This is a genomic window from Streptomyces megasporus, from assembly GCF_000718985.1.
Taxonomy (GTDB): domain Bacteria; phylum Actinomycetota; class Actinomycetes; order Streptomycetales; family Streptomycetaceae; genus Streptomyces; species Streptomyces megasporus.
This window is the reverse complement of record NZ_JODL01000012.1, coordinates 154,066-167,854: the sequence shown is the minus strand read 5'-3', so window position 1 is coordinate 167,854 and position 13,789 is coordinate 154,066. Positions and strand designations below refer to the sequence as shown.

Genomic DNA, 13,789 nt, shown 5'->3' with positions numbered 1-13,789 from the left:
GAGAACCGACGACACCTCTCCCGGGGGACACCATGGCGGACGTCTTCGACACGAAACGGTCGGCGGTCCAGCGCGCGCTGGCCGACCACCCGGCCCGGCCCTACTACCGCCCGCTCTCGGCCCGGGGCGCGGAGGTGGAGATCGACGGCCGCACGGTGGTCATGGCCGGTTGCAACGACTACCTGGGTCTGTCGACCGACCCCCGGGTGACGGAGGCCGCCGCCCGGGCCCTGCGCCGCTTCGGCGCCTCCTGCTCGGGCTCGCGCGTGCTCAACGGCACGCTCACCCTCCACGAGGAACTGGAGGGACGGCTGGCCGCGTTCGTCGGCGGCGAGGCGGCCCTGGTGACCACCACCGGCTTCCAGGCCAACCTCGCGCTCGCGGCCCTCCTCGACGAGGGCGACATCGTCTTCGCCGACATGTCCAACCACGCCTCGCTGGTGGACGCCGTCCGGCTGAGCGCCGCGCACCACCGCCGGTACCGCCACTCCGACCTCGCCCACCTCGACCGGCTGCTGGCCGCCTCCGACCCGGTGGCCGGCCGGGTGATCGTCACCGACGGCTTGTTCTCCATGGAGGGCGACCTGTGCCGGCTCCCCGGGATCGTGGCGCTGGCCCGGCGCCACGGCGCCCGCCTGGTGGTGGACGGCGCCCACGACATCGGACTGCTGGGGCCCGAAGGACGCGGCGTGGTCGAGCACTTCGGGCTGACGGGCGAGGTCGACCTGGTCACCGGGACGCTGTCGAAGTGCTTCGGCTCGGTCGGCGGGATGCTCGTCGGCCCCGCCTCCGTCGTCGAACACCTGCGGTACAACGCCCGTTCGGTGCTCTTCTCGGCCGCGATGCCACCGGCCTCGGCCGCCGCCGCCCTGGCCGCGCTCGACATCGTCGAGCGCGAACCCGACCACCGGCGGCGGGTGTTCGGCCACGCCCGACGGCTGCTGGAGGGCCTGCGGGAGCTGGGGTACGACACCGGGGCCTCCACCACCCCGATCGTCCCCGTCCACATGGGCGACACGGCCAGGTGCCTGCGCGCCTGGCAGGAGCTGTTGGACGCGGGGGTGTTCACCAACGCCGTGGTGGAACCGGCCGTGGCCAGGAACCGGGCGCTGATCCGGGTGACCCCCCAGGCCGTCCACACCGACGCGCACATCACCCGCGTCCTGGACGCCTTCGCCGAGGTGGCGCGCCGGCTGGGCCCCGTCCCCGCCGACCCGACCGCCCCGGGGCCCCGCCGACCGGTGGGGGTGCCGGCATGACCCTCGCCGCGACCACCGCGGCCGCCACCGGGAGCACCACCACCGGACGCACAGCCGCCGGGACCACCGGCGGTGTCACCGTCCGCCCGGTGCGGGGCCGCGCGGACACCACCGCCTTCGTCACCCTGCCCCGCGCCCTGTACCGCGGCGACCCGCACTGGGTGGCGCCGCTGGAACGGGACCAGCGGGCCCTGCTCGACCGGCGGCGCAACCCCTTCTTCGACGTCGGCGCGGCCGAGTTCTTCCTGGCCCGCCGGGGACGGCGGGTGGTGGGGCGGATCGCCACCGCCGTGGACTGCCGCCTCCAGGCCCGCCACGACGCGCACTGCGGCCTGTTCGGGCTCTTCGAGTGCGCCGACGATCCCGACGCGGCCGGCGCGCTGTTCGACACGGCCGCCGCCTGGCTGCGCGAACGCGGCCTGCGCACGATGCTCGGCCCGATGGGCTTCTCCACCAACGACGAGTGCGGGGTGCTGGTGGAGGGCTTCGACGGCCCGCCCAGCGTGATGATGCCGTACAACCCCGCCCACTACCCCGCTCTCTACGCCGCCTGCGGCCTCGTCAAGGCCAAGGACCTGCTGTCCTGGCGGGTCCCGATGCCGCCCGACGGCGAACCGCCCACGATCATCGCCCGCGCCGCCCAGTGGGCCACCGGCTCCCCGGACGTGCGGGTGCGCCCCATGGACCCGGCCCGCGCGGACGCCGACCTGGCCGCCGTGCGGGACGTCTACACCGACGCCTGGGCCGGGAACTACGCCTCCGTCCCCATGACCGACCGCGAGTTCGCCCACACCCTGCGCAGGCTGCGTCCGTTGATCCGGCCCGAACTGCTGTGGTTCGCCGAGGTGCGCGGCGAACCCGTCGCCTTCACCCTCTGGCTGCCCGACGCCAACCAGGCGCTGCGCGCCGCCCGCGGCCGGCTCACCACCCTCGGCGTGCCCGTCGGCCTGCTCCGGATCGCCCGCGCCGCCCGGCGCGTCGACCGGACCCGTGCGATCATCACCGGCATCAAGGAGGCCCACCGCTCGCGCGGACTGGGCGCGGCGCTGATCACCGAGGCCCAGCGGGCCGCGTTCCGTCTCGGCTACACCGAGAGCGAGCTGTCCTGGCTGCTGGAGGACAACCGGGACGCCAACCGCTACGCCGAGGCCTTCGGCGGCGTCCTCTTCCGCCGCCACCGCCTCTACCGGCGCGACCTCCACCCTCGATCCGACCCCCGATCCGATCCCCGGCCCGTGACCGTGACCCCCTCGCCCATGGCCGCCGCCGTGCCGGAGGCCCGCCGGTGAGGTACCTCGTCACCGGCGCGACCGGGTTCGTCGGCCGCCGGCTGGTCCGCCGGCTGCTGCTGGACGGGCACACCGTCACCGCGCTGGTCCGCGACCCCGCACGGGCCGAACTGCCGCCCTCCGTAACTGTGTTGACGGCCGACCTGGCCGACGGTCGCGGTCTGCTCCGGGCCGTCGCCGAGGCCGGCGCCGACCGCGTGATCCACCTGGCCGGCACCGTCAAGGCCACCCGCCCGGCCGGCTACGCCCCGGTCAACGCCGACGGCACCCGCCGGCTGTGCGAGGCCCTGGCCGGCCTGCCCGCCCCGCCGCGCCTGGTGTACTGCTCCTCCCTGGCCGCCGCCGGACCGTCCCGCCCCGGCCGGCCGCGCCGCGAGACGGACCCGCCGGAGCCGGTGTCGGCGTACGGACGCGGCAAACTCGCCGGCGAGCTGGCCCTGCGCGCGGTGGCCGACCGGGTGCCGGGGACGGTGCTCCGCCCGCCGATCGTCCACGGGCCCGGCGACACCGAGTTCCTGCCCGCCCTGCTGGCCATGGTCCGCCGCGGTGTGCTGCCCGTCTGCGGGACCGGTCCGCGCCTGTACTCGCTGATCCACGTCGACGACCTGTGCCGCGCCCTGGTCGCCGCGGCCGAACGCGGCGCCACCGTCGAGCACCGGGCGTCCGCGCGCGGCGTCTACCACGTCGGCGACGGCGTCGAACACCACTACCAGGACCTGGCGGCGGACGTGGCGGCCCTGGTCGGCCGCCGTCCGCCCCGGACCGTCCCGGTGCCCCGCACGGTGGCGATGGCCACGGCCTGGGGGGCGGAACTGGCGGCGCGGGCCCGGGGCAGGCCGTCGATGTTCGCCCGGGACAAGATCCGCGAGGCGCGGTTCCCGGCCTGGACGTGCGGCCACGACCGGGCCGCCCGCGATCTCGGTTTCGTCCCCGAGACCGTCTGGCCCGCCGGCCTCGCCGACGCCCTCCGCCCCACCGCGCCGCCCGTCCCACCGCCCGTCCCACCGTCCGCTCCGACGGCCGTGTGACCCGCGCCGCCGTGTGATCCCGCACGGCCCACGCCGGGCCGCCTCAGACGGCCCGGAAGACCACCGAGACGTTGTGGCCGCCGAACCCGAAGGAGTTGCTGACCGCGGCGGCGATCCGCTGCTCCCGCGCCGTCTTGGTCACCAGGTCGATGTCGAACCGCGCGGCGGGCGCGTCGACGTTGGCCGTCGGCGGGACGATCGACCGTTCGACGCCGAGCACCGTCAACACCGCCTCCACCGCGCCCGCCGCGCCCAGCGAGTGCCCCAAAGCACCCTTGGCCGACGTCACGCTCGGACCGTGTCCGAACACCCTGCCGATCATGCTCGCCTCGGCCGCGTCGCCCAACGGGGTGGAGGTGGCATGGGCGTTGACGTGGTCGACATCCCTCGCCTCCAGCCCCGCGTCCGCCAGCGCGGCGAGCACCGCCCGCTCGGCGACCGCCCCCTCGGGGTGCGGCGCGGTGGGGTGCAGCGCGTCGGTGCTCGCACCGCACCCGGCCAGCAGGGCCCGGGGACGCACGCCCCGCGCCCGCGCGTGTTCCGCCCGCTCCAGCACCAGGACGGCCGCGGCCTCGGCCATCACGAACCCGTCACTGTCCTCGGCGAACGGACGCGAGGCCGTCTCCGGTTCGTCCCTCCGCCGCGACAGCGCCCCGGCCTGGTGGAACCCGGCCACCACCAGCGGCGTGATCGCGGCCTCCGTGCCGCCCGCCAGGACGATGTCGCACACCCCGGCCAGCAGCCAGTCGCGGGCGATGGCCAGCGCGCTGGCCCCCGAGGCGCAGGCGGTGGAGGCGGACAGGCTCGGCCCCCGGGCGGCGAGGGCGAGCGCCACCTCCCCGGCCGCCATGTTCGGCAGCAGCATCGGGATGACCGCCGACGACACCGCCTCGGCCCCCTCCCGCCGCATCCGAGCGAACTCCGTCTCCCAGGTGCCCGCGCCGCCCAGACCACAGCCGAGGACCACCCCGACGCGCGGCGCGTCCCACTCCCGCGGGTCCAGCCCCGCGTCCCGCACCGCCTCGTCGGCCGCCGTCAACGCCAACTGCGTGAAGCGGTCCTGACGCCACAACTGCCGGCGGCGCGCACGGTCGGCGACGGTGAACTCGGGGACACGGCAACTGAAGTCGACGGCCAACCCCGCCAACTCCCCGTCACGGCACGCCATGGAGTCACCGGCGCGGACGCGGCGCCAGGTCTCCTCGACCCCCACCCCGGCCGGGGTGATCGCCCCCAGACCCGTCACCGCGACATCCGGGCGGCTCACCGCGGCGCCACCGCGGCGTCGGCCGCCCACGCCGCCTCGATCGCGGTGGCGATCTCACCCAGCGTCGTGTCCAGGGTGACCTGCTCCTCACCGAACGGAACACCGGTCCGGTCCCGCAGCGTGAGGGCGAACTCGACCCGCCCGAGCGAGTCCAGGTCCACGTCCTCCAACGTGGCCTCCGGTGCCAACTCGTCCTCGGTGAACTGGAACTTGCCCACCAGAATGTCCACAACGACGCCGTACGCCCTGCCCATCGGGTCTCCTCGCGCGATCGAATCCGACCGGCCACGGCCGGTCCCTGCCGCCCCCATCCTTGTGTCTCGGCCACGGGAGGAAGGGAACCACCGACGCCATTTCACCCATTTGAAGCAGAGTTCGCGAAAGAGACGCCGGTGGACGCCGGTGGGAACGAAGAGCGCGGTGCCCCTGGCGAGGACGGCTCGGGGACGGCTCGGGGACGGCTCGGTCGCCACGGGAGCGTCGGCGACCGAGCGAGTCGGGGAGAATCGGGGCGCGGGGAAATCGCATGGGCGGGAGGGGCCTTGCTGACGCTCAGAGGGGTGAGCCGCGTCTTCGGCGAACGCCGTGCGCTGCGATCGGTGGATCTGGAGGTGGCCGCCGGCGAACGCGTCGCGCTGCTGGGCCCCAACGGCTCGGGGAAGTCGACCCTGCTGCGGATCGCCTGCGGCCGGGACCGGCCCACCGCCGGCACGGTCGAGTTCCACGGCGCACCGATGACCGAGGACGACCCTCGGGTGCGCGCCCGGGTGGCGGTCGTCGGCGACGCCCTGAGCTGCTATCCCGACCTGACCGTCCGTCAACACCTCGAACTGGTCGCGGTCGCGCACGCCGTGCCCGATCCGGCCGGCCGGATCGACCGGCTCCTGCGCGACCACCGGCTCTCCGACCACGCCGACACCCTGCCCTCCGGGCTCTCCTCCGGCCAGCTCCAACAGATGCTGCTGGCCGCCGCGTTGCTGCGCCCGCGCGACCTGCTCGTCCTCGACGAACCGGAGCAACGGCTCGACCCCTCGGCGCGCCGCCGCCTCGCCGAACTGCTGCGCGCCGAGGGCGAGACGGGAACGGCGGTGTTGTTCGCCACCCACGACCACGCGCTGGCCCGCGCCGCGGCGCACCGCGTGCTCGTCCTGGCCGACGGCTCCCCGATCGCGGACGGCCCCCCGCACGAGGTGACGACGCACGAGGCGACGGCGGAGACCGGCGGGTGAGCCGCACGGCGCCGACCCCCGACACGTCCACGCCCCCGCGCCCGACGGACACCCCGGACCGGACCGCCGATACCCTGGCCTGGCTACGGGCCCGACGCGGCACCGGCCGCGCCCGCCGCTTCGCCTACGCCGCGTACGTGACGCTGGTCCTGCTGGTCGGCTGGTACGGCCTGTTCGCCGCCGGACTCCTCTACGAGCTCCGCCATGCGACGCCCCTCGCGAAGCAGGCCGAAGCGATCGCCCGGACCCTGCCCTCCGCCGCGGTCACCGTCGCCCTGGCGGGCCTGGCCCTCACCGCGTGGGACGCCCTGTGGCGCGGTCCGGTGACACCGCCGCGCCCCGACGTCGACTGGCTCACCGCGCTGCCGGTGCGACGCGGACCGGTCCTGCTGCCCTGGTTCGCGCTCTCCGCCGGGATCTGGACGCTCGCCGCGCTGCTGGTGGGCTTCGCCGGAGTGCTGCTGCTCGCGGCGGCCGGGCTCGGCGGGATCGGCCGGCCGGCCCTCGCCGTCCTGCCGCCGGCGGCCTGCCTGGCCCTCCTCGCCGTGACCGGCGCGGCCCTCGTCCAACGCTCCCCGACGGTCGCCGACCGACTCCGCCGCCTCTCCCCGCTCCTGGCCGGCGCGGTGCTGCTGAGCGCCGCGCAGACGGTGGCCGCCGCGTACGGGCACCGCCTGCCGGCGGTGGAGACGGCGGTGCTGTGGTCCGGCCCGTGGGGCTGGGCCGTCCAGCCCGTCCTCGCCGCGACCGGCCGGCCCCTGCCGCTGTGGCCGGTGGCCGCGGCCCTCCTCGCCGTCTGCACGGCCGTCGCCCTCGCGTCCTGCGGGAGGATCGTGGCGGACGTGCCCGCCGCCGTCCTGCGCTCCCGGGCCCGGACGGTCGGCGGGGTGCTGGCCGCGCTCTGGGCGGTCGACCCGCGCTCGATCCGGCTGTCGATGGCGGCCGGACCGGAGGGCCGACGCCGGGGACGCCTCGGACGGTGGGCCGCCCGACTGCGCCCACCGCGCTCGCCGGGCCCGTTGGTCGCCTGGCGCGACACGGTCGCCCTGCTGATGGCGCCCGGACGCCCCGCCCTGTCGGTGCTGCTGCTCCTCCTGGCGGGCGCGGTGCTGCGGGCCGGCGGCGGGGCTGTGTCCCTCGCGTCTCTCGCGTCCCTCGCGTCTTTCGCGTCCCTCGCGCCCGTCGTGGCCGCCGCGCTCGGCTACGTCGCCGCCGCCGTGCTGCTGGAACCCGCCCGACTGGACGCCGACGATCCCCGGCGCACGGCGTGGTCGCCCCGCCCCTACGCGCGCGTCGCCCTGGACCACGCGCTCGTGCCGACGATCCTCCTCACCACCGTCGGCTGCCTGCTCACCGTGCCGTTCGCCCCCGCCACGGGCCCGCTGCTCGCCCTGGCGGCGGGCCCGGTGCTGGTCGCCACCGGCCTGGTGAGCGCGTACCGCGCCCCGGTGCCCGCCTGGCTGATGTTCAGCGGTCCCGCCCTCGCCGGCGCCGGCCCGCTGCTGAGCGTCCTGTGGCACGCCTCCGGCCCGACCACCGGCGTCCTGGGACTCGCCCTGCTGCTCGGCGCGCCGTACGGGTGGGCGGTGCGCGTCGCCGCCTGCTGGCTGCTGGCCCTGTCGATGCTGTGGTGGGCATGGGCTCGCGCCCGCGCCCACGTACGGTGACACGGCGGGGAACCTCACCGGGCCGTGTCAACACCCCGTCGTTTCCGGGCCGTTCGAGCACGGAATGCTCCCCTCCCGCGCTACCGTGCTGCGATGAGCGACAACGGCGACCCCGACGACGCGGCGCTGCTCGCGTGCCTCGACACCTCTCCCGAACGGTCCGACGCCTGGGAGCGACTGTCGGCCGTGGCCGACGAGTTCGCCGCGCGTCCCCACGACGAGGACGACGTCCGCTGGAAGCCGCCCATGCGGCGGGAGGACGGTGTGCTGACGTTCGGCTACCCGATCTACGGCGAGCGGGTGGAGCGGGCCTGCCACGCGCTGTCCGAGGTCGGCGCCGTCACCCCCGCCTACCACTGGACGGACCGCCGTCCGCCCGACGTGCCCGACGACGGGACGCCGCTCTCCCCCGCCGACGCGATCCGCCTGGCCACCACCATCGTGCGCGGCGAACGCTTCGGCGACGGCCACATCGCCCAAGCCGTCGAACGCGGCACCCTCCAGGCGATCCTCGCCTCCCTCGCCGCCTGGCGCCGGGAGCGGTAGCCCGCGCTCTCGGACGGCGTTCCGGTCGACGTCGAAGGGGCCGGAAAGCGTCTGCCGAACCCCGGCTTCCAGCAACACAGTCGTGCCATGGCCTTCCAACGAATCGCGACGACGGCAGCGGCCACGGGCCTCCTCGTGCTCGGCGGCCCGGCCGTGACGACCGGCACCGCCGCCCCCGGGGCCACGACGACGTGCACCACCTCGATCACCGTCGCCAAGGACGGTATGACCACGCAGGTGCCCGCGGCGTCCCTGGTCGTCGGGAGGGCGATCGACTGCCGCATGGAACCGTCGGAGAGGACCGGCGTCGACGCGCTGCGGGCGCTGCACACTTCCCTGAACGCCTGCAACGACGCGAACCTGGGGCCGTTCGACGGCATCTTCGGCATCCGCTACCGGGAAGCGCTCGGAACCGTCCGCGCGAACGCCGGCCTCTCCCCCGTCGGGGTCTACGACCCGGACACCCGCGACGCCATGTACTGGCGGTTCACGGGCGACGCGGGCACCGCCTGCCTCCGCCTGTAACCGGACGGCGGACGTTCTCACCGTTCCGCGTCCGAGCGAACCTGGAGCGGGCGGGCCTCATGGCCACACTGTGAATACAAACTGCTTGGCACACTTTTTATGGGGCGGTCGCCGAGAACGACCAGAACGGCCCGGACGGCACCGTGGGTCGCCTCGGTGAGCCCGCGTCTTCGCCGCCGTCGGCCGGCACGTGAGCGAAGCGGTCGACCTCCTCGCCGAGCGCGCCCCCGGCCTTGCACGAAGCCCTGCGCGAGCCGCCGCCGGAAGGGTTCGTCATCCCCGACGACATCCTGACCGTCACCGACCGGGGCGCCTCCCGGCCGAAGGTCGGGGGACATCGCGGCGGACGAGCCGCACTACTCGATGGAGCACCGCCGTCACGGGATGAACGTGCAGGTCGTGGCCGCCCTGGATGGAGCACCGCATGAGGCATCCCCTGCTCGCGGAGCTTGGGGAAAGGGCTCTTGCGAGCTTTGCCCGGCCGCACGCACGACGTGCCCTCCCCCAGCCCGCGCACACGGGAGGGGGCGACGGGTCTCTGGGCCGGCGACGCGCGCACGCGAGCAAAGCCGCATGCGGCGCTGTCAGCACACCGTCCTCGTCGGCAAACTCCGAACCGAACAGATCGAAGTGGCGCTTGATCTCGGCGCGGGTCTCGGGCGTCTGGCTCCGCACCATCCGCCCGCTGAACGCCACTCCACTCGCAGGGCCGCTCCACCACTCGTCAGCGTCCGCGCGATGATCCCAACGCAAGGTCTCACACACCGCCCCGCGCAGCCCCGTCATACCCGTCAGCCCAGCCGGACCGCTCTCGTCACGGGGGAAATCACCGTCAGGAGCCGGTCTGTGAGCAGATGCGGTGGACGCACCGCACCCGCTGCTTCAATCGCGCGGCCGATCAACGTCTGCCCCGGAGCCGGCGCACCGCCCATATCGTCAACGCACCCCGGCCGTCGGGCCTCACAGTCCGACGCAGCTCGGCCAGGGCGGCTCCGCATCAACGGCCGTCTGTCGCATCCCGGGCACACGCGGCAGCAGCGACCGCCCCGGGCCCAGTCCCCCCATCCGGCACCCGGACACCGGGACCCACCTCGGCGACATCGAGCAACTGCGGCGCCGGGTGGGCGGACAGCCCGGCAAGGCTTCCGGCATAAGCGGCACCCTGGTCGGCCCGCCCGGATCAGCCGCTCACTCCTGTCGAATGTCGTCGTCATCACCAGCACCCTCCTCGACCTCATCCGGGGCCGATGCGTCGTCCCGGCCCCACCGCATCCGCTGACCAACGTGGACGGCTCGGCCCGTGAAACAGAATGCACCGTGGAATCGTTGACTCTGTCAACACTCTCACCTGTATGATGGTGAGCGTCTCGCATGCTGCAACAGCCGTGCGAGACGGCCCTGGGTGACTACGATGAGGGCCGGCGCTGAAGCATCTCGGCGCCTGGTTGGGGGGGTTATGCGCGCCGACGAGGTGCGGCCGGGGATACGTCTGTCCGGCCCGGCCTCGGGTGCGGCCACGGTCGTGGCCGTCACGCCGATCGGTGATGCCTTGCAGGTCGCACTCCGCGACGACGCCGGACATCTGTCGGAGCAGGTCCTCTTCCCCGAGGACATCGCCGCGCTGCGCTCCGAGGCCCCGACGTCCCGGTGGTCGTTCGACGCCGATCCAGGGCGGTTCCGCTTGGCCGCGGAGGCGCTGCGCATGCGGCACGCGGGGCTGTCGGACCCGATGACGGCGGTGGAGACCAGCGACATCGACCCGCTGCCCCATCAGATTCGCGCCGTCTACGGCACCCTGCTGGCCCAGCCGGGCTCCCTGCGCTTCCTCCTCGCGGACGACCCGGGCGCCGGCAAGACGATCATGGCCGGCCTGTACCTCAAGGAACTGCTGTTACGCGGGGACGTGCAGCGCTGCCTGATCGTCGCCCCCGGCGGACTGGTCGAACAGTGGCAGACGGAACTGGCGGAGAAGTTCGGGATCGAGATGACGATCCTGACCCGCGACCTGGCGGAGGCCGATCGCGACGGCGACCCGTTCCGGCACAACCCGATGCTGATCGCGCGCATGGACCAACTGGCCCGCAACGAGGAGTGGCGTGCCCTCCTCGCCGACACCGAGTGGGACCTCGTCGTCGTGGACGAGGCCCATCGCATGAGCGCCTCCTGGTACGGCAACGAGCTCAAGCGCACCCGCCGTTACGAACTGGGCCAGTTGCTGGGTGGCATCACCCGGCACTTCCTGCTGATGACCGCGACTCCGCACTCGGGGTCGGAGGCCAACTTCCACACCTTCCTCGCCCTGCTGGACCCCGACCGGTTCGACGGCCAGTACCGCCGGGGCGTGCACTCCACCGACACCACCGGGCTGATGCGCCGGATGGTCAAGGAGGACCTGCTCACCTTCGAGGGCAAGCCGCTGTTCCCCGAGCGGGTGGCCGAAACGGTCGAATACACCCTCTCCCCCCTGGAAACGCGCTTGTACGAGGAGGTCACCGAGTACGTGCGCACGGAGATGAACCGGGCCGAGCAGGCCGACGGCAAGCGACGCACCGTCGGCTTCGCCCTCACGGTTCTCCAGCGGCGCCTGGCGTCCAGCCCCGAGGCGATCCACCAGTCGATCCGCCGCCGCGCCGCCCGCCTGCGCACCTACCGCGAGCACATACTCGCCGGCGCGCTCACGCCCGCGCCCGAGACCCTGGCGTTAGACCCGGACGTCCTCGACTCCGACGAGCTGGCCGCAGCCGAGCTCGAACAGTTGGAGGACGAGGTCCTGGACGCCGCCACCGCCGCGCGCACCGCGGCCGAGCTGGACGCCGAACTCGCGGCCCTGGCACGTCTGGAGCGGATCGCCGAGCAGGTCCGCGCCTCGGGCGAGGACCGCAAGTGGCAGGAGCTGCGCTCCCTGGTCCTCAAGGCCCGCGAGGACGGCCTGGCCGGCGCCCGCCGCGCCCCGCACAAGCTCATCGTCTTCACCGAGCACCGCGACACCCTCGACTATCTCGCCGACCGGATCACCACGCTGCTGGGCGAGGGCCCGGACGCGGTGGTCACCATCCACGGCGGCACCGCACGGCAGGCGCGCCGGGAGGCCGCCACGCGGTTCACCAACGACCCGCGCTGCCACGTCCTCATCGCCACCGACGCCGCCGGTGAGGGTCTGAACCTCCAGGCCGCGCACCTGATGGTCAATTACGACCTGCCGTGGAACCCCAACCGGATCGAGCAGCGCTTCGGCCGCATCCACCGCATCGGCCAGCGCGAGGTCTGTCGGCTGTGGAACCTCGTGGCCTCCCAGACGAGGGAGGGTCAGGTCTTCCAGCGCCTGCTGACCAAGATCGAGGAGCAGCGCCGCGCCTACGGCGGCAAGGTCTTCGACGTCCTGGGGGAGAACGCCTTCGCGGACGAGCCGCTGCGCGACCTGTTGATGCGCGCCATCCGCTACGGCGAGCGGCCCGAGGTCCGCGCCCAACTGGATCGGGTCATCGACAAGTCCGTGGCCGACGGCCTGCGGGAGCTGATCGAGGAACGCGCCCTGGCCACCCCGGAGATCGGCACGGACGAACTGGCCGAGCTGCGGCGGCAGATGGACGAGGCCCGCGCCCGGCGCATGCAGCCCCACTTCGTGCAGGCTTTCGTCCTGGAGTCCCTGCGCGCCCTGGGCGGGCGGGTGTCCAGACGGGAGAAGGACCGGTTCGAGCTGACCCATGTGCCCGCCGCCCTGCGCGAGGGCCGGCGCACGGTCAGCCCGCGCTACGCGCGCATCACCTTCGAGCCCTCCGCCACCGTGGTGCCCGGCCGCCCGGACGCCGAACTCATCGCGCCTGGACACCCGTTGATGGACGCGATCACCACCGAGATCCTGAACAGGTACGGCGACACCCTCACCCACGGAGCCACCCTCCTGGACCGGACCGCCACCACGCCCCGGCTCGTGATCGCGTTGTTGGAGGAACTCACCGACGGACGCGGCAACGCGATCAGCAAGCGGTTCGAGTACGTCTCCGTCCTGCCCGACGGGACGGCACAGCCGGCGGGCCCCGCCCCGTACCTCGATCTGGCCTTACCCTCGGATCTGAGCCCCGAGCAGCGCACCGCGCTGACCGAGGCCGCCGGCTCCGAGCTGTCCTCGGCATGGCCGGCCGGCGGGGTGGAGAAGACCGCCCAGACCTGGGCGGTCCGATACGGCCTGCCCCGGCACCGCGCGGACGTCATGGCACGGGTGACCCCGGCTGTCGAGCGGACCCGCAAGCTCGTGCGCCAGCGCCTGATGGCCCAGATGAACTACTGGGACAGCGAGGCGATCAAGCTCGCCGAGGCGCAGACCGCCGGCAAGAAGGTCCGCGTCTCGCCGGCCACCGCCCGTGAGCGCGCCCGCTCCCTGGAGGCCCGGCTGGAGCGGCGGCTGGCCGACCTCGACCTCGAAGCCCAGGTCAACGTGCGCCCACCGCAGATCATCAGCGCCGCACTCGTCCTGCCCGCCACGGTCCTCCCGGCCGCTGGCGGCGAGCAGCCGGCAGATGGCGGCTTCGCCCTGGACACCACCGTCACCGAACGCCGGGCCGTCGACGCGGTCCTGGCGGCGGAACGTCGGCTCGGCCGGGTGCCCGAGGAGATGGCGCACTCCAACAAGGGCTTCGACATCCAGTCCCGCAAGCCCGACGGCCACCTGGTCTTCATCGAGGTCAAGGGCCGGGTCGTGGGCGCGGACAGCTTCACCATCACCACCAGCGAAGTCGGCTACGCCAAGAACGCCGAGCCCGACTACCGGCTCGCCCTCGTCGCCGTCGACCCCGACACCCCCGACGGGTCCAACGACCAGGTCCGCTACGTGCTCAACCCGTTCGCGGATCTCGTCCTGGACAAGTACGTCGACGACCTGCGCCGCAGATGGCAGCCCGAATGGGACCGAGGCGTCGAACCCCTCTGAGCCACCAGCCCCACGCACTTCGCGTCCGCTCGAACGCCTCCCCCACAGCGTG

General features: G+C 74.0%; 10 protein-coding genes. 8 read left to right on the top strand and 2 right to left on the bottom strand.

Annotated elements, in window-relative coordinates; genetic code table 11:
- Positions 1 to 32 precede the first annotated feature (32 nt).
- The 3 genes from IF47_RS0112795 to IF47_RS0112785 are packed head-to-tail and all read left to right on the top strand — an operon-like array spanning position 33 to position 3,576.
- A complete protein-coding gene (locus IF47_RS0112795) occupies positions 33 to 1,259 on the top strand; it encodes an aminotransferase class I/II-fold pyridoxal phosphate-dependent enzyme (protein WP_051717546.1) in 1,227 nt (408 codons plus the stop codon).
- Complete coding sequence (locus IF47_RS0112790) at positions 1,256 to 2,548, top strand: GNAT family N-acetyltransferase (protein ID WP_078591781.1); 1,293 nt, start codon at positions 1,256 to 1,258, stop codon at positions 2,546 to 2,548. Before IF47_RS0112795 ends, IF47_RS0112790 begins: the two co-directional genes overlap by 4 nt.
- Complete coding sequence (locus IF47_RS0112785) at positions 2,545 to 3,576, top strand: NAD-dependent epimerase/dehydratase family protein (RefSeq protein ID WP_078591780.1); 1,032 nt, start codon at positions 2,545 to 2,547, stop codon at positions 3,574 to 3,576. Before IF47_RS0112790 ends, IF47_RS0112785 begins: the two co-directional genes overlap by 4 nt.
- Positions 3,577 to 3,619: 43 nt before the next feature.
- Here the strand turns inward: IF47_RS0112785 and IF47_RS0112780 are convergent, their stop codons facing one another.
- Positions 3,620 to 4,843, bottom strand: a complete 1,224-nt coding sequence (locus IF47_RS0112780) for a beta-ketoacyl-[acyl-carrier-protein] synthase family protein (RefSeq protein WP_031508846.1) — start codon at positions 4,841 to 4,843, stop codon at positions 3,620 to 3,622.
- The gene (locus IF47_RS0112775) at positions 4,840 to 5,097 is read right to left on the bottom strand and encodes an acyl carrier protein (protein ID WP_031508845.1); all 258 of its coding nucleotides are present in this window, start codon (positions 5,095 to 5,097) and stop codon (positions 4,840 to 4,842) included. Before IF47_RS0112775 ends, IF47_RS0112780 begins: the two co-directional genes overlap by 4 nt.
- Positions 5,098 to 5,385: 288 nt before the next feature.
- Here IF47_RS0112775 and IF47_RS0112770 point away from each other — a divergent pair, with 288 nt between their 5' ends.
- From IF47_RS0112770 to IF47_RS0112750, 5 genes are all read left to right on the top strand, one after another.
- Positions 5,386 to 6,072, top strand: coding sequence for an ABC transporter ATP-binding protein (locus IF47_RS0112770; protein ID WP_031508844.1), 687 nt, complete (start codon positions 5,386 to 5,388; stop codon positions 6,070 to 6,072).
- A complete protein-coding gene (locus IF47_RS0112765) occupies positions 6,069 to 7,739 on the top strand; it encodes a hypothetical protein (protein ID WP_051717545.1) in 1,671 nt (556 codons plus the stop codon). Before IF47_RS0112770 ends, IF47_RS0112765 begins: the two co-directional genes overlap by 4 nt.
- A gap of 93 nt (positions 7,740 to 7,832) precedes the next feature.
- Complete coding sequence (locus IF47_RS0112760; RefSeq protein ID WP_031508842.1) at positions 7,833 to 8,285, top strand: DUF6508 domain-containing protein; 453 nt, start codon at positions 7,833 to 7,835, stop codon at positions 8,283 to 8,285.
- A gap of 87 nt (positions 8,286 to 8,372) precedes the next feature.
- Positions 8,373 to 8,810, top strand: a complete 438-nt coding sequence (locus IF47_RS0112755) for a hypothetical protein (protein WP_157839958.1) — start codon at positions 8,373 to 8,375, stop codon at positions 8,808 to 8,810.
- A 1,549-nt stretch (positions 8,811 to 10,359) separates the two neighbouring features.
- The gene (locus IF47_RS0112750; protein WP_245641098.1) at positions 10,360 to 13,737 is read left to right on the top strand and encodes a helicase-related protein; all 3,378 of its coding nucleotides are present in this window, start codon (positions 10,360 to 10,362) and stop codon (positions 13,735 to 13,737) included.
- The last annotated feature ends 52 nt before the right edge of the window (positions 13,738 to 13,789 follow it).